This is a genomic window from Sphingomonas sp. (assembly GCF_019749955.1).
Classification (GTDB): domain Bacteria; phylum Pseudomonadota; class Alphaproteobacteria; order Sphingomonadales; family Sphingomonadaceae; genus Sphingomonas.
Genome location: NZ_JAIEPC010000014.1, coordinates 71,423 through 87,206, shown reverse-complemented (window position 1 = coordinate 87,206; position 15,784 = coordinate 71,423). Strand labels below are relative to the sequence as shown.

Here is a 15,784-nt window from a genome sequence, read left to right as displayed (position 1 = left end):
ATGGCGGCGCGCGTCCCCTATGCCGACCGGCGCTTGCTCGATGCCGGGCGCCAGACGCGGGCGATGGTGTGGATCATGGCGATCATGCTGTTCCTGACCGTGCTGACCGGCGCCTTCGGACTCGGCGCGCTGGCGGCGTCGCAAACGCTCGAGCGCCAGCTTGCCGGGCGGCTGACGGTGCAGATTGTCGAAGCCAATGGCCCGGCGCGCGAAGCCGCCGCCGCCACGGCGCTCGCGCAGTTGCGCGCGATGCCGCAAGTCGCGCGCGCGGTGCCGGTCGACCGCGATGCACTGGCGGCGATGCTGCGGCCTTGGCTGGGGGAGCAGGGCGCCGATCCGGACCTGCCGATCCCGGCGATGATCGACATCGAACTGCGTGTCCCCAGCGATGCGGCGGTGGCCGAGGTGACCAAGGCGGTGCAGCGTACCGCGCCGAGCGCGCGGATCGATCGCTACGAAAACTGGATGTCGCCGGTCGCGGGCTTCATGCGGGTGATGATCGCGCTGGCGGTCGGGCTGATCGTGCTGATGGCGGCGGCGACCGCCACGGTGGTTATGCTGGCCGCGCGCGCCGGGCTCGACAGCCACCGCGCGACGATCGAAGTGCTGCACATGCTCGGATCAACCGATACCCAGGTCGCGCGGCTGTTCCAGCGGCGGATCGCGATCGACACGCTTTATGGCGGCGTCGTGGGGACTTTGCTCGCGCTGGTGACGATCGGCTTTGTCGGGACGCAGATCACCGCGCTCGGCTCGGACCTGCTCGGCGGGATTGCCTTTGGTGCGCGCGACTGGGTGTTGCTGATCGCGTTGCCGATTGCCTTTGCCCTGTTGGCAACGGTCGCCGCGCGGCTCGCGGTGCTGCGCGCGCTGAGTCATTATCTGTGATCCGCCGGGTGGTTGCGCTGATCGCCTTGGCCTGGGTGCTGGGCTTTGGCTGGTTCATGCTCGCGTTGCCGGGACCGGCCGATGCGCGGCCGACCGATGCGATTGTTGTGCTGACGGGGGGCGCCGGACGCATCGACCGCGGGCTCGACCTGCTGCGCGCGCACGCCGCCAAGCGGATGCTGGTGTCGGGCGTCGATCCCAAAGTCCGCCTGATCGATCTGGCGGTCGAGTATAAAACCCCGCCTGCCGTGTTCGCCTGCTGCATCGACCTTGGCCGCGAAGCCGTCGATACGCGGTCGAATGCGGAGGAAACGCGCGATTGGGTCCGCCGCCACGGCTATAAATCGGTGCGGCTGGTGACGTCGGACTGGCATTTGCGACGTGCGCGGCTCGAACTGGCCTATGCGCTCGGCCCCGATGTCACGGTCAAAGGCGATGGCGTCGCCGGCAATCCGCGCGCGCCGCTGCTGCTGGCCGAATATAACAAATATCTGCTGCGGCGCTTTGCGCTCGCGTTCGGACTCGGCGGATGATCGCCTGGGTGCGGACGGCGATCTTTGCGCTGCTGTTTTACGGCGGATCAGTGCTGTTCGTGCTCGCGACGCCGATCAGCGCGCTGTTCGGGCAGCGCGCGCTGGTCGCCAATGTCCACGGCTGGATTCGCTGGCACCGGCTGGTCGCGTGGCTGAGCCTTGGCATTACCTGCCGGTTCGAGAACCGCCCGCCACCGGGGCAATATTTCTACGCGGCCAAGCATCATGCGATGCTTGAGACGTTCGAACTCGCGCTTGAGCTCGGCGATCCGGTGATCGTGATCAAGCGCGAGCTGGCACAGATCCCGCTCTGGGGCTGGGCGGCGCGGCGCTACGGCATGATCGTGGTTGATCGCGATGCTTCGGCGCCCGCGCTTCGGCAAATGATCCGCGAAGCCAGGGAAGCGCTCGCGAGCGGGCGATCGGTGCTGATCTTCCCCGAAGGCACGCGGGTGCCAACGGGCGCAATGCCGCCGCTCAAATCGGGCTTTGCGGGGATTTATCGCGCGCTCGGCCTGCCAGTCGTACCGATCGCGATCGATTCGGGCGTGGTCTGGCCCAGGACCGGGCCGAAGCGCGGCGGCGTGGTGACCTTCCGCTTCGCCGATCCCGAGCCGCCGGGGTTGCTCCGCCCCGAGATCGAAGCGCGCACCCATGACGCCATCAACGTGCTGGAACCGCGGTAGCGCAAAAATGGGCTGAATGGATTTACCTATGATCCGTTCGTGCTGAGCTTGTCGAAGCACCGTTCTTCTTTTTCGGGCCGGTGGAAAAAGAAATACAGCCCTTCGACAAGCTCAGGGCGAACGGAGGCAGCTTGGCCCGAAGGCCCACTAACCGCCGACGACATCGCGTAACGCTGCTGCCAGCCCGCGCGTCTCCTCCTCGGTGCCGATCGTGATGCGCAACCCGTGCGGCAGGCCCTGTCCGGGCAGCCAGCGCACGATATAGCCGCGCTCCATCAGGCCCTTATAAGCTTGCTCGGCGCTGACATCGCCTTCGAACAGCACGAGCAGGAAATTGGCGTGGCTCGGCACCGAGCGCAGGCCCTTGTTGCCAAGCGACGCAACTTCACCCGCCAGCCACGTGCGCCACTGCGCGTTATGAGCGCGGGCGGCATCGACAAAGGCTTCGTCGTGGAGCGCAGCGACGGCGGCGCGCTGGCCTGCGGCGGTGACGTTGAACGGCAGGCGAATGCGGTGCAGTGCCTCGATGATCGCGCTCGACGCATAGCCCCAGCCGATCCGCTCAGCCGCCAGCCCGTAGATCTTCGAAAAGGTCCGCGTGACGAGCACATTGGGCGCGGACATCGCCAGCGCGAGCCCGGCGTCATCCTCTTCGGCGCTCAGATATTCGGCATAGGCTTGGTCGAGCACCAGCAGCACCGTCGGCGGGAGTGCTGCGTGGAGCCGCGCAATTTCATCGCGGGGCGCGAAGGTGCCGGTCGGGTTGTTCGGATTGGCAATGAAGACGATCCGCGTGCGATCGGTGACGCACGCCAGCACCGCATCGATGTCGGTCGCATAGTCCTTGTCGGGTGCGACAACCGGCGTCGCGCCGACACGGCGAGCGGCGATTTCGTACACCGCAAAGCCGAACTTCACGAAAATCACTTCGTCGCCCTGCCCCGCAAAGGCACCGGCGGCGAGGTGGAGGATGTCGTCCGACCCGGTGCCATAAATCACCCGCGCCGGATCGAGGCCGTATTTTGCCGCCACCGCCTCGCGCAGGATCGCCGCCCCTGGATCGGGATAGCGATCGAGCGAGCGGCTCTCGGCCTCGAGCGCCGCGCGCGCGGCGGGAGAGGTGCCGAGCGGATTCTCGTTCGCCGAGAGTTTCACCAGCTTGCGCCCGTCATCGGCGGTCGATCGACCGGGGACATAGGGGGCAATGGCCATCACCCAGGGTTTTGGGACAGGAGCGTTCATGGCTCTCGCCCCTAGCGGCTGCGCATTGACAAGCCAAGCACGCGCGCCCTAGCCGCTTTGCCCATGTCGCACGACGCGCGCTTCGGCCTTGGCCGCACGATTTTGCTGGCCGGACCGCTGCCGCTCGATTCGGGCGCCAGCCTTGCGCCGGTCGAGATCGCCTATGAAACCTATGGCGCGTTGGATGCGGATGGCGGCAACGCGATCCTCATCTGCCATGCGCTCACCGGCGACCAGCATGTCGCGAGCCCGCACCCGATCACGGCCAAGCCCGGCTGGTGGGCGCGGATGGTGGGGGAGGGGAAGCCGATCGACCCCGCGCGGCATTTCATCATCTGCGCCAATGTGCTCGGTAGTTGCATGGGGTCGTCAGGCCCCGCGAGCCTTGCCGGTGATGGCGCGCCTTATGCGATGCGCTTTCCGGTCATTACGATCCGCGACATGGTCCGTGCGCAGGCGATGCTGCTCGACCATCTCGGCGTCGGCGTGCTGCGCGCGGTGGTCGGCGGGTCGATGGGGGGGATGCAGGCGCTAAGCTGGGCCGCGACCTATCCGGCGCGGGTGCGCGCCACCGTGGTGATTGCCGCGACGGCGCGGCATACGGCGCAGAACATCGCCTTTCACGAAGTCGGGCGGCAGGCGATCATGGCCGATCCGCGCTGGCTGGGCGGCGATTACTACGCCACTGGCGAGCCGCCGAGCGCAGGCCTCGCGGTGGCGCGGATGGCAGCACACATCACTTATTTGTCCGAAGCCGGCCTGACCGAGAAATTCGGGCGCCGGTTGCAGGCGCGCGAAGCCAAGTCGTTCGGCTTCGATGCCGATTTCCAGGTCGAAAGCTATTTGCGGCATCAGGGAATCAGCTTCGTCGATCGGTTCGACGCCAACTCCTATCTCTATATCACCCGCGCGATGGATTATTTCGATCTCGCCGAGGAACATGGCGGGAGGCTCGCCAACGCCTTCAAAGGCACCGCGACGCGCTTCTGCCTCGTCAGCTTCGATACCGACTGGCTCTATCCGACGGCTGAGTCGCGCAGCATCGTCAAGGCGCTCAACGCAGCGGGGGCAGCGGCGAGTTTTGTCGAACTGTCGAGCCCCTTCGGCCACGATGCCTTTCTGCTCGACAGCCCCGAGCTCAACCGCGTGGTCGACGGTTTCCTTAGGGCGCCCGAATGACGCTGCGCCCCGACCTCGCGGTGATTGCCGCCAATGTCGCGCCGGGCGCGCGTGTGCTTGATGTCGGCTGCGGCGATGGCGCGCTGCTCGCGGCATTGCGCGACGAGCGCGGGGTGGACGCGCGCGGGCTGGAAATTGATTCCGAAAACGTCGCGGCGGCGGTCGCGCGCGGGCTGTCGGTGATTCAGGGTGATGCCGATGACGACCTTGCCGATTATCCGGCGGCGAGCTTCGACTATGCGATCCTCAGCCAGACGCTCCAGACGACGCGCGCGCCGCAGCTGGTGCTCGATCAATTGCTGCGGATCGGCGCGCGTGCCTTCGTATCCTTCCCCAATTTCGCGCATTGGCGGGTCCGGGTCGCGCTGCTGACACAAGGGCGGATGCCAGTGACGCGGTTGCTGCCCGAACGCTGGTATGACACGCCCAACATCCACCACGTCACGATCGACGATTTCCGCGATTTGATGCGCGCGCAAGGCATTGCGGTCGAGCGCGCCTGGTATTTGTCGGGCGATCAGCAGCGCGGCGCGATGGCGGCGAACCTGCTCGCCGAACATGCGGTGTTTTTGCTCAAGCGGGGGTAGGGCGAGCTCGTGCTGCGGTTGGTCGAAGCTCAACATCCCCACCCGTTCGTGTCGAGCGAAGTCGAGACACGGGCACTGGGCGAGTCGCTTGTGGCCCGCCCCTCGACTGCGCTCGGGACGAATGGGTGGTGGGGGTAGATCAAATAGTGCCTAAAACGGAATCTCGTCGTCAAAGCCATCGGCCGGGCCGTCGTTGAAGCCACCGCCGCCCGCACCACCGCGATCGTTGAATCCACCGCCGCGGCTCGGCGCGCCGCCACCGCCGCGCGATCCGCCGCCGAAATCATCGCCGCCGCCGCCGCTCATGCCGCCGCCACCGCCCGCGCCGTCGAGCATCGTCAGCACCGAGTTAAAGCCCTGCAGCACGATTTCGGTCGAATAGCGGTCCTGCCCCTGCGCATCCTGCCATTTGCGCGTCTGCAAGGCGCCCTCGATATAGACCTTGCTGCCTTTGCGCAGGAAACGCTCGGCGACATTGGCGAGGCCTTCGCTGAAGACCTTCACCGTGTGCCATTCGGTGCGCTCCTTCTTCTCGCCCGAATTGCGATCCTTCCAGCTTTCCGACGTGGCGATGCGCAGTTCGACCACTTTGCCGCCATTCTGGAAAGTACGGCTTTCGGGGTCGCGCCCCAGATTGCCGACCAGGATCACCTTGTTGACGCTGCCCGCCATATGTCTCTTCCTAAAGCCCGAGTGCCACGGCGGCCCAATAAGTCGCCCCAGCAGCGACATATGCCAGCGCGAACAGATAGCCAACCATGAAGGCGGGCCAACGCCACGAGTTGGTTTCGCGCCTTGTGACGGCAATCGTCGAAATACACTGGGGCGCGAACACGAACCACATCAGGAACGCGAGCGCCGTCGGCAGCGACCAGCGTTTTTGCAGCGCTTGCGTGATCGCCGCCTGCCCGCGTGCGTCGTCGGGGGCATCGACGGCATAGACGGTACCGAGCGCCGCCACCGCAATCTCGCGCGCCGCCATCGCCGGGATCAGCGCGAGCGCAATGTCGCGGTCGAAGCCGATCGGCTTGGTCACCACCGCCAGCCCATTGGCGATGCGCCCGGCGACCGAATAGTCCACCGGGCTGATCGTGCTGCCGACGGGGGGCTTGGGAAAGCTGAGCAACAGCCACAGCACGACGGTCGACGCGAGAATGATCGTGCCGGCGCGCCGCAGGAAGTTATAGGCCCGGCTCCACAGCCCGATCGCGACATCGCGGAAACGCGGGAGCTGATATTTGGGCATTTCCATCATGAAGCCCGACGATACGCCCTTGGTGACCGTCCGTCGCAGCACGATCGCCGCGACGAACGCGCCGACGATGCCGAAGACATAGAGCGTGAACAGCACCAGCCCCTGCAAGCCGATGAAGGGCAACACCTCGCGGTTGGGAATCATTGCGCCGATCACCACGGTATAGACCGGCAGCCGCGCCGAGCACGTCATCAGCGGCGCGATCAGGATCGTCGTCAGCCGGTCCTTCTCATCCTCGATCGTGCGCGTCGCCATGATGCCGGGCACCGCGCAGGCGAAGGACGACAGCAGCGGAATGAACGCGCGGCCCGATAGCCCCGCCACCGCCATCACCCGGTCCATCAGGAAGGCCGCGCGGACCATATAGCCCGATGCCTCAAGCAGCAGGATGAACAGGAACAGGATCAGGATCTGCGGCAGGAACACCAACACCGCGCCAACACCGGCGATCACGCCTTCGGTCAGCAAGTCGCGGACGAATCCGGGCGGCAGCAGCGCCGTGATGCCTTGGCTCAACTGGCCAAAGCCCGCATCGATTGCATCGGCGGGCACTTTGGCCCAGCTGAACACCGCCTGGAACATCAGGAACAATATCGTCAGCAGCAACACGGTGCCCCAAACCGGATGCAGCGCGATGCCGTCGAGTCCGTGGGTGAAGCGCCGGGTCGGCGTTTCGGACACGATCGCGCGCATCGCGATGCCGCGCGCGCGGCGCTGGAGCGTGGCGATATCTTCCTGCACGCCGCCATCCCCGGCGCGCAACCGGATCGCGCCGTCTTGCCCGATCGTGGTGGCGAGCTGGTCCTTGAGGTCGTCGAGCCCGCGCTTGCGCACCGCCACCGTCGCCACCACGGGCACGCCAAGTTCGCGTGCGAGCGCGGCGGGATCGAGGATCAGCCCATCGCGCTCGGCGAGATCGACCATATTGAGCGCGATCACCACCGGCACGCCGAGCGCAATCAGCTGGAGCGCGAACCGCAAGTGATTGTCGAGATTGGCGGCATCGAGCACGATCACCAGCGCATCGGGCAGCCGCTCACCGGTCTGCGTGCCGGTGATGACGTCCCGGGTCACGCGTTCATCAGGGCTGCCGGGGTCGAGGCTGTAAGCGCCGGGCAGGTCGACCAGTTCGACCGGGCGGCCATCGGGCAGGACCAGCCGCCCCGATCGCCGTTCAACGGTAACGCCGGGGTAATTGCCGACTTTCTGCCGCGCACCGGTGAGGGCATTGAACAGCGCGCTTTTGCCGGCATTGGGATTGCCGACCAGCGCCACCAGCGGCGCGGGGTTCATCAGTGGGGGGCGATCATTCGGCGGGCGACAGCGGCGAAACGTGGATCGCGCCCGCAACAGCGCGCCGCAGCGCCACCGTCATCCGGCCGATCCGGCACGCAATCGGACCCTTGCCCAAAGTTGCGCGGTGCAACACTTCGACGCCGACACCTTCGTCAAACCCCAGCTCGCGCAACCGCCGCGCTTCAGGATCGGCGAGCCGCGACCAATCGATCATGCTCACCGTCGCCATCTGGCGCAGCGCAAGCTTTTCAAGACTGACCCGACTCTGCATGCTCCTGAAATAGGCTTCCTGCGAGTGATTATCAATAACTATCGCGAGCGCGCGTCGGCCAAAAAAGTGCCCGTCCAACATCCAATCGCGCCATTTCGACCGTCTTACTGGCAGGGAAGCGGTAAAGAGGGATTGTCATGAATCAAATTATCGACCTTTTGAGCTGGTCGGCGCCCGGCATCCTGTTGCTGGTGGGACTCATTCAGGTGCTGCGGCTCATCCATGCCGCGCTGCTCCATCTGACGTTGCGCAAGGCGATCAGCATCAATGCGCCGATCGCGCGTGATCTGGTCGACAAGATCGACCAGCGGATGGACCGCCAAGGCGAGCTCCCCGGGGATGATCGCAACGGGCTGGTGCTGATTGCGCTCGGGCTGGCGATTGCCGGTTACGGGCTGATCCAGCAGGATGGCACGCTCCGCTCGATGCTGGGGGCAGCGCTGTTTCCGCTGTTTGTCGGCATTGCCCTGTTGATCAGGCGTTGGCTGGTCGCGCGCGCCATCGCCAGCGAAATCGCGACGAGTGGATGACGACGACGTCGCCCTCAACCGGCGCGTGGTATCGGGCGACCGCCGCGCCTTCGCGACGCTGGTCGAGCGGCACGAAGCGCGGCTCCGCAGCTTCCTCGCGCGCGTGGCAGGCGCGGAGGATGCCGATGATCTGGCGCAGGAAACATTTCTGCGCGCGTGGCGCAACGCGAGCGCGTTTCGCGGTGCAGGCAGCTATCGCGGCTGGCTTTTTACCATCGGCTGGCGGGTGTTCATCGATTCGACGCGGCGCGCCCGGATCGACCGCGCGCTGCGCACCGCCGAAAGCGACCGGCTGGGCGATGCCCATCTCCCCGCTGGCGGCGACGCGCAGATCGACACCGCGCGCTTGCTGGCGGCGCTTGATCCACTCGACCGCGCCTGCGTCATATTATGTCACGGCCAGGGGTGGTCGCACCGGGAAGCGGCGATGATCCTGAAGATGCCGCTGGGATCGCTCAAGACGCGGCTGGCGCGCGCAACGCGCCGGTGCGAAGCGATGCTCAACGCGCCGCCGGGGAGCCCAATCAATGACTGAACCGACCCTCCGGCTGCGGGCCATGCTCGAAGACGCGCCCCGTGCGCCCGACCGCGCGTTCGTCAATCAGATCGACGCGCTGGTGCAGCTCGATCAAGCCTATGCGTTGCGGCGGCGGCGCGCGTGGCGGCGCTTCGCAGGCGATGTCGTCGTCGCGAGCGCTATATTGGTGCCGGCGCTCGGGCTTGGACTGACATCGGCGCCTGGCCTGATCAACAGCGATCACGCGGCCTTCATCGTTTCGACGATGCTGCTGGCGCTCGTCGGCTGGGCGGCGACGAATCGCTGGGCCAGCAGCTGAGGATCAGACGACCGGGTAGCGCAACCGGCCGATGAAGCGCGACAGGCTCGGCAGATTTTCGGTGCGCGCGACGAACCCCGCCTTGGCCTTTTCGAAACGCATGATCCCCTCGATCCGGCGCGCGAGGAAAGCGCTTGTGTCGGCCCACGCCTCGCTTTCGTCGTTCAGGAACACCGTGATCGTCGCGGCATAGACGCTGCCGAGAATCGCGCGCTTGGTATAATGGTTGTAATCGGTCGCGGTGTCGCCCGCCTGGCGCCACATCAGATCGACGCTGCGCCAGCCGAGCCGGGTCGCGCGCGCCAGATTCTGCGGCATCGCCAGAATCGCGACCGCACGGCGCAGCGCGTCGCGGTACGGGGCGAGTTCAGCGAGCCGGGCCTCGACCTGATCGGCGATGCGCGCGCGGATTTTGCGTTCGGCGAGCGCTTCGGCGGGGAGCGCCGCCACCATCACCGCGTCGACATGCGCGAACCATGCATCGATCATCGCGACGGGGCCGTCGTTGAAAGCGAGTGCTGCGACATCGGCATCGACGCCTGCCTGTTCGGCGGCCAGCGCCACCGCTTCGCCGGTCCAGCCATCGAAACCGGCATTGGCGGCAATCAGCGGCGCAAGGCCAAGGCGGATTTCGTCGAGCGTGGCGTCGGCCGGGATCGGAGTCGTCATGGTACGCATCTTAGCGCCCCCGCCGCACCAGCACCAGCGCGGCAGCGACCAGCACCGCACCCGCAAGGTCAGCAAGCCCCAGCCGCTCGTCATAGACGATCCAGCCGACGGTTGCTGCCACCACCGGCTGCACCAGCAGCGCAATCCCGACGATCAGCGGCGACAATTTGCCCAGCGCATAGATCATCATCCCCTGGCCGAGCACCTGGCTCGCCAGCGCCAGCCCGATCAGCGCGCCCCACTGCGTCGGCACGATGCGCTCGCCGAGCAGGATCGCGAACAGCAGCAGCGGCGCGATGCTCGCGAGCGTCGACAGCGCAAGCGCGGGCAGCGGCGGCATGGTTTCGCGCGCGCGCGCCATCAGGATGAAATAGGCAGCATAGAGCACGCCCGCGAGCAGGCAGAACAGATCGCCCGCCAAATGGCTCGGATCGAGCTGATAGGATTGACCCATCAGCAGGCCCGCGCCGACGCAGGCAAACAATAGCGCGACGCCTTGCATCCGGCTGGGCAGCGCGCGCGCGACGACGAAGCCATAGACGGGGAAGATCAATGTCGCCGAATTGCCGAACAGCGTCGCATTGGCGAGTGTTGTCTGGAGGATGCCGATGTGCCAGCTCGCGAGATCGGCGGCAAAGCACACCCCTGCCAGCGCGACGGTGACCCATAGCCCGCGCGCGAGCCCGTGCGGGCGCCAGCCGCTGCCGAGCGCCATGACGACGAGCAGCGGGGCTGCCAGCGTGATCCGCCAAAAGGCCGAGGCAACCGGCCCGGTGTCGGCGAGCCGCACGAACCACGGCCCGAACGCCAGCGCGATATTGGCAATGACCACCGCGACAAAGGCGCGGGCCGGGGGCGGGTGATCGGCGGCGGTCATGCTCGGTTTGGGGCGCTCTAGTTTTTCTTGGGGGTTGGTGCCGTGCGGCAAGCGCTGTAGCGCGCTACATGACGTTCGTCGCCTGTCAAAGGCACGCACCATCGCTCAAGGAGTTGCCCATGCCGAACCTGTTCGATCCGATCCAGCTGGGGGCGATCACCGCCGCCAACCGCGTGCTGATGGCGCCGCTGACGCGCGGTCGCGCGACCAAGGCGCATGTGCCGACGCCACTGATGGCCGACTATTACGCCCAGCGCGCGAGTGCCGGCCTCATCATTTCCGAAGCCACGGGCGTCAGCCGCGAAGGCCTTGGCTGGCCGTTCGCGCCGGGGCTTTGGACCGACGAGCAGGCCGAAGCGTGGCAGCCGGTGACGGCGGCCGTGCATGCAGCGGGCGGCAAGATTATCGCGCAAATCTGGCACATGGGGCGCGTCGTCCATTCGAGCTTCAATGACGGCGCCGCGCCGGTCTCGTCGTCGGCGACCACCGCGCCGGGGAAAGCGCACACCTATATCGGCCGTCAGCTCTATGATCAGGCGCGCCCGCTCGAGCTGAGCGAAATTGCCCGCCTGCTCGACGATTATGCGCGCGCTACCAAAAACGCGATCGCCGCCGGCTTCGACGGCGTCCAGATTCACGCTGCCAACGGCTATCTGATCGACCAGCTCCTGCGCGACGGCAGCAACCACCGCACCGATGCCTATGGCGGCGCGCCCGAAAACCGCATTCGCCTGCTGCGCGAAGTCACCGAGCGCGTCGCGTCGGTGGCGGGCGCTGATCGCACCGCCGTGCGGCTGTCGCCCAATGGCGATTCGCAAGGGGTGGACGATAGCGACGCGGCAAGCGTGTTCGTTCCCGCTGCCAAGGCGCTTGCGGAGATCGGCATTGCCTTCCTCGAACTGCGCGAACCCGGCCCCGACGGCACATTCGGCCGCACTGATGTCCCCCGCCAGTCGCCCGCGATCCGGCAGGTGTTCACCAACCCGCTGGTGCTCAATTCGGATTATCTGAGCGCCGAACAGGCCCAGGCCGCAATCGATTCGGGCGTGGCGGATGCGATTGCGTTCGGGCGGACTTTCCTTGCCAATCCCGATCTGCCCGCGCGGCTGAAGGCGAAGGCGCCGCTCAACTCCGACGTCATGGCGACATGGTACAGCCAAGGGGCGGAAGGCTATACCGACTATCCGGCGCTGGAGGCGGCGACGGCTTAGGGATTTTGGTTCACGCGGAGGCGCGGAGCGCGCGGAGAGAGGATTGGTTGGCGCAGAGGCGCAGAGAAGGGCGTCGTTGCGAAGCAGCGTTATTTCACTTCTCTGAGATCTCTGCGCGAAACCCTTTTGCTCCGCGCGCTCCGCGCCTCCGCGTGAACGATCCTTCGCAGCGAGGCACTGTGCCGACCGGCTTCAGCCGATCGGCACGAACTTTAGCGGCAGCCCGTCCGTCGGGCGCGGAATCGGCCACGCCTGCCAGTCCTTGCCCGACCCTTCGTCGAGTTCGATCCGGTAGCGGCGGAGCAGTTGCGCCACCAGAATCCGCGTCTGCATCTCGGCAAAACGCAGCCCCAGGCACATATGCGCGCCGCCGCCGAACGGCACCCAGGCATATTTGTGCCGCGCCCGCGCGACGTCGGGGGCAAAGCGCATCGGATCGAATTTTTCGGGCTCGGGCCAATGTTCGGGCATGTGATGTGTATAGGCGGGCGACACCCCGACCGATGTCCCGGCGGGAATCGTATAGCCGCCGAATTCGAATGCCTTCAGCGCGCGGCGCGGCAGCGACGGCACCGGCGGCATGATCCGCAGCGCCTCGCGAAAGGCGTAATCGGTCAAGGTCAGCCGGTCGAGCTGGCCATGCGCCAGCCCGTCATCGTCATTCAGGCCGAGCGCCATCACTTCGTCGCGCAACTTGTCCTGCCATTCGGCGTTGCGCCCAAGCAGCATGATCAGCGATGTCGCCGACGAGGTGATCGTGTCGTGCGCCGCCATCATCAGGAAATTCATGTGATCGGCAATGGCGTCGTCCGACAGCGGCTGACCCGCCTCGTCGGTCGCGCGGCAGAAATGCGAGAAGAAATCCTGCCCGTCACCCTCACGCCGCTTCGGGATTTCCCGCTTGAACAGGTCGATCAGATAGGCGCGCGCCATTGTGCCTTTGCGCATTTTCGATCCCGGCAGCGGGATGCGGATCGGTGAGACCGATGCCTGGACTTCATCGACGAACGCCTGGTTGATCCGTTTCGCGTCGTCGCCCAGTTCCATGCCCAGAAAGCTCTCGGCGGCCAGATCGAGCGTCAGCGCCTTGATTGCGTCGTAAAAGCGCATCGGCTTGTTCGCCCAGCCACTCACCGCGCGCGCGACGCCGCGGTTGAGCCCTTCGGCATAATGGCGCATCGGCTCGGGCTTGAACGCGACCGACAAGGTGCGGCGATCGGCGCGGTGCTTGTCGAAATCCATCAGCATCAACCCGCGCGGGAACAGCAGGTTGAGCAAAGGCCCCCAGCCTTGTTCCGACGAAAAGATGCGCTCGCGGTCGAACAGCACCAGCTCATTGGCTTCGGCCCCGAGCAGCGTCACCATCGAGCCGCCAAGGCCATTGTTGCGATAGATCGCGCCGTAACGGGCGACCATGCGTTTACCGAAAGCGGCAGGATCCCTCAGCATTTCGAGGGTATTGCCGATCAGCGGCAGCCCGTCTTCGCCGGGAATATGGCGCAGGTCGCGGCCAGGTTGCCTGGGCAACCAGTGCGGATTGGCCTGATAGGTATGGGCATAGGCCATAGGTGTGCGCTCCCAGCGTTACTTACACGGATATAAGTAACGCGCGCCGAGCCGCCAAGCCCCGTAATTGTCGCTACGCAAAGCGGCCCTTGATCTCAAGCATTGCGAGCGCTGCCTTGGCGGCCTCCCCGCCCTTGTCCTTCTCGGTCGGACGCGCGCGGGTGAGCGCTTGGGCTTCGTTCTCGGTCGTCAGGATGCCATTGCCGATGCACAGGCCGTCCATGCTCAGCGCCATCAGCCCGCGCGCGCTTTCGCCCGCGACTATCTCGAAATGATAAGTTTCGCCGCGAATGACCACGCCAAGCGCGACATAGCCGTCATAGCGCCCGCTTTCGCTCGCAAAGGCAATCGCCGCCGGGATTTCGAGCGCGCCCGGCACCGTGATCGTCTCATGGATATGCCCTGCATCCTCAATCGCGGCGCGTGCGCCGTCGATCAGCAGGTCGTTGAGATGGTCGTAAAAGCGGGCTTCGACGATCAGGATGCGGGCCATGGGTGTTCCTCCGGAATGCCGAATTGCGGGTGTGATTTGCCTTGACGGCTCAGGGCCCGTCTACCCGCCATTGGCGCGCGCGCAAGGCCCAGCTTTCGAACCTTTAACTTGCAATGTCGGAAAATTTTGCTGATCTGTTCTCACCGCTCTGAGATGGAGCGGTATCATGGAATTGTCAGCAGCGTCGGACAGGCGCGCCTTTGCCCATTGGGTGAGAACGGGTCGATTGCCCTGTGGTGGCACGGCTCAAGCCATCGAACTCAAGTTCAACCCCTACCACGACCCGCGCAACGGCAGGTTCACCTTCGCACCGGGCGGGCCCTCGATCGCCCGCAGCGTCAATTTGGTGCGGCGGTCGGCAGGGACGGCGCGTGCGGGGTCAGTTACGACTGGGGTCAGCGGACCTGCAACCCTCAAGGCGCCGGAACTGCCAGCGTCAACGCCAGCCGCGCCTTCGACAGTGGCCTTCGCCCCGACTCGGCCCGGACCGCCGATGGGTCGAGGTTCCAACAGCCGCGCATTCGAAAAGCCGATGACGCTCGAACAGGCCTTTCCAGGCCTGCGCAATGCGCCCGGCGGCGCGATTATTGCGGTAGCGGACGGCTTCTTCGACTTCACCGGGCCAGCGAATGCCGCCATTGGCGAGTTGGCCGACAATTATTCCCGTCAGATCAAGGCCGAAATCAAGTCTATCGACCCAAACTGGCGATATGACAGGCTGGGTCCGGTAGAAACGATTCAGGGGAAGATCAACGAACTGAACGACCTTCGCTTCCGCCGGGCGGAGGTATACCTTCGTGTCAAGGGCGATGCCCGACCGCTGCAAGTTGAGACTTTGCAGTACGTCCAGGCGCGCGCTGACATCGCCTATGCGCGGGGCTTGGCGAAGCTGACTTCGGGCAGACTTCGTATCCGTCTGTCAGATCAGGAGGCGCTCGGAAATTTCATTGATCGAGAGGTGCGAAAAGACTTGCGCGAACGCCTCGGTTCGGTGGGCATCAATTGGAGGACGAACCCCACAGTTCGCGTGAATGCGCGAGAGTACGATACTTCGGGAACTGATCGCACCTATCGTCGCCCCGATGCGCGGGTCGCGCGGGCGGCCTTCGATGTAACGCTCACTCGCAAAACGGCGACTACGCCTCAGGTCAAGGGCTTCTTCAACGCTGACTTCCAGCCAAGCAGCGTTATCATCATTCGACCCAGCCAGCTCGGCGCCGATCATACTTACGCCATCCCGCGCCCGGAGACAAAGCGATGACAGGACTACATACTCGTCAATATGGAAAGATAAATCTCTATATCCCCGGGACTTTCAGCGAAATCTACGACTTGCTGGGTTCCATGATGCTTGGTGCCCCCAAGTTTACCGATGAAACGGGGGTTTTTTGGTATCGAGACATCGACAGCACCTTCTACCAACTTACTGAGAGCTTTGGAATTGTACGCCGCAATCTAGGTGAGGAACGTTACGCCGCGCTGATCAACCTTGCCGCGCGCGCCAAAGCTCTATTCGTCGCAGACCCCGACGACACCAACGGCAAGACCGATGAGGGCTACAAGCTCCTGTACGAAATCGAGGACTTGATCCAAGAGGCGCGTCGCAAGCGCGTCGAGGGCAAACAGTCAGACGAAGAAGGCCGAGTCACCGGCGACTGATTCGCA

At 65.4% G+C, this 15,784-nt stretch carries 19 protein-coding genes; 11 read left to right on the top strand and 8 right to left on the bottom strand.

The genetic code is table 11. The features are described 5' to 3' along the window. The 3 genes from K2W81_RS04615 to K2W81_RS04605 are packed head-to-tail and all read left to right on the top strand — an operon-like array spanning position 1 to position 2,107. Positions 1-888 carry a permease gene (locus K2W81_RS04615; RefSeq protein ID WP_294101839.1) on the top strand — a complete coding sequence of 296 codons (888 nt, stop codon included), beginning with the start codon at positions 1-3 and terminating at the stop codon, positions 886-888. Then, on the top strand, positions 885-1,421 hold the full coding sequence (locus K2W81_RS04610) for a YdcF family protein (RefSeq protein WP_294101838.1): 537 nt from the start codon (positions 885-887) through the stop codon (positions 1,419-1,421). Before K2W81_RS04615 ends, K2W81_RS04610 begins: the two co-directional genes overlap by 4 nt. Beyond that, complete coding sequence (locus K2W81_RS04605; RefSeq protein WP_294101837.1) at positions 1,418-2,107, top strand: 1-acyl-sn-glycerol-3-phosphate acyltransferase; 690 nt, start codon at positions 1,418-1,420, stop codon at positions 2,105-2,107. Before K2W81_RS04610 ends, K2W81_RS04605 begins: the two co-directional genes overlap by 4 nt. A gap of 147 nt (positions 2,108-2,254) precedes the next feature. Here K2W81_RS04605 and hisC read toward each other — a convergent pair whose 3' ends face one another. Beyond that, on the bottom strand, positions 2,255-3,349 hold the full coding sequence (gene hisC / locus K2W81_RS04600) for a histidinol-phosphate transaminase (RefSeq protein ID WP_294101836.1): 1,095 nt from the start codon (positions 3,347-3,349) through the stop codon (positions 2,255-2,257). A 63-nt stretch (positions 3,350-3,412) separates the two neighbouring features. Here hisC and K2W81_RS04595 point away from each other — a divergent pair, with 63 nt between their 5' ends. Further along, the gene (locus tag K2W81_RS04595; protein WP_294101835.1) at positions 3,413-4,528 is read left to right on the top strand and encodes a homoserine O-acetyltransferase; all 1,116 of its coding nucleotides are present in this window, start codon (positions 3,413-3,415) and stop codon (positions 4,526-4,528) included. Beyond that, positions 4,525-5,115, top strand: a complete 591-nt coding sequence (gene metW / locus K2W81_RS04590) for a methionine biosynthesis protein MetW (RefSeq protein ID WP_294101834.1) — start codon at positions 4,525-4,527, stop codon at positions 5,113-5,115. Before K2W81_RS04595 ends, metW begins: the two co-directional genes overlap by 4 nt. 150 nt (positions 5,116-5,265) lie before the next feature. On the opposite strand, the gene ssb is transcribed toward metW, so the two are convergent. From ssb to K2W81_RS04575, 3 genes are read right to left on the bottom strand one after another with little or no spacing between them, the layout of a single operon-like run. Then, positions 5,266-5,787 (bottom strand): single-stranded DNA-binding protein, encoded by a 522-nt coding sequence (gene ssb / locus K2W81_RS04585; protein ID WP_294101833.1) that lies wholly within the window; start codon positions 5,785-5,787, stop codon positions 5,266-5,268. Positions 5,788-5,797: 10 nt separating this feature from the next. Next, the gene (locus K2W81_RS04580; protein ID WP_294101832.1) at positions 5,798-7,663 is read right to left on the bottom strand and encodes a ferrous iron transporter B; all 1,866 of its coding nucleotides are present in this window, start codon (positions 7,661-7,663) and stop codon (positions 5,798-5,800) included. 13 nt (positions 7,664-7,676) lie between these two features. After that, positions 7,677-7,937, bottom strand: a complete 261-nt coding sequence (locus K2W81_RS04575) for a FeoA family protein (RefSeq protein ID WP_294101831.1) — start codon at positions 7,935-7,937, stop codon at positions 7,677-7,679. 137 nt (positions 7,938-8,074) lie between these two features. Here K2W81_RS04575 and K2W81_RS04570 point away from each other — a divergent pair, with 137 nt between their 5' ends. Genes K2W81_RS04570 through K2W81_RS04560 form a run of 3 tightly spaced genes read left to right on the top strand, consistent with a single transcriptional unit; the run spans position 8,075 to position 9,303 of the window. Further along, a complete protein-coding gene (locus tag K2W81_RS04570) occupies positions 8,075-8,467 on the top strand; it encodes a hypothetical protein (RefSeq protein ID WP_294101830.1) in 393 nt (130 codons plus the stop codon). Beyond that, complete coding sequence (locus K2W81_RS04565; protein ID WP_294101829.1) at positions 8,460-9,002, top strand: RNA polymerase sigma factor; 543 nt, start codon at positions 8,460-8,462, stop codon at positions 9,000-9,002. The genes K2W81_RS04570 and K2W81_RS04565 overlap by 8 nt, the downstream gene beginning before the upstream one ends. After that, a complete protein-coding gene (locus tag K2W81_RS04560; RefSeq protein ID WP_294101828.1) occupies positions 8,995-9,303 on the top strand; it encodes a hypothetical protein in 309 nt (102 codons plus the stop codon). The genes K2W81_RS04565 and K2W81_RS04560 overlap by 8 nt, the downstream gene beginning before the upstream one ends. A gap of 3 nt (positions 9,304-9,306) precedes the next feature. On the opposite strand, the gene K2W81_RS04555 is transcribed toward K2W81_RS04560, so the two are convergent. Then, entirely contained in the window at positions 9,307-9,972 is a 666-nt protein-coding gene (locus tag K2W81_RS04555; RefSeq protein ID WP_294101826.1) for a COQ9 family protein, read from the bottom strand. A 10-nt stretch (positions 9,973-9,982) separates the two neighbouring features. Continuing rightward, entirely contained in the window at positions 9,983-10,849 is an 867-nt protein-coding gene (locus tag K2W81_RS04550) for a DMT family transporter (protein ID WP_294101825.1), read from the bottom strand. A gap of 119 nt (positions 10,850-10,968) precedes the next feature. Here K2W81_RS04550 and K2W81_RS04545 point away from each other — a divergent pair, with 119 nt between their 5' ends. Next, entirely contained in the window at positions 10,969-12,060 is a 1,092-nt protein-coding gene (locus tag K2W81_RS04545; RefSeq protein WP_294101824.1) for an alkene reductase, read from the top strand. 192 nt (positions 12,061-12,252) lie between these two features. On the opposite strand, the gene K2W81_RS04540 is transcribed toward K2W81_RS04545, so the two are convergent. Beyond that, the gene (locus tag K2W81_RS04540) at positions 12,253-13,626 is read right to left on the bottom strand and encodes a cytochrome P450 (RefSeq protein ID WP_294101823.1); all 1,374 of its coding nucleotides are present in this window, start codon (positions 13,624-13,626) and stop codon (positions 12,253-12,255) included. 73 nt (positions 13,627-13,699) lie between these two features. Then, the gene (gene ribH, locus K2W81_RS04535; RefSeq protein WP_294101822.1) at positions 13,700-14,119 is read right to left on the bottom strand and encodes a 6,7-dimethyl-8-ribityllumazine synthase; all 420 of its coding nucleotides are present in this window, start codon (positions 14,117-14,119) and stop codon (positions 13,700-13,702) included. 532 nt (positions 14,120-14,651) lie between these two features. On the opposite strand from ribH, the gene K2W81_RS04530 reads away from it, so the two are divergent. Together K2W81_RS04530 and K2W81_RS04525 are read left to right on the top strand one after the other, a co-directional pair. Continuing rightward, entirely contained in the window at positions 14,652-15,380 is a 729-nt protein-coding gene (locus K2W81_RS04530) for a hypothetical protein (protein ID WP_294101821.1), read from the top strand. Continuing rightward, on the top strand, positions 15,377-15,778 hold the full coding sequence (locus K2W81_RS04525) for a hypothetical protein (protein ID WP_294101820.1): 402 nt from the start codon (positions 15,377-15,379) through the stop codon (positions 15,776-15,778). Before K2W81_RS04530 ends, K2W81_RS04525 begins: the two co-directional genes overlap by 4 nt. Positions 15,779-15,784: the final 6 nt, after the last annotated feature.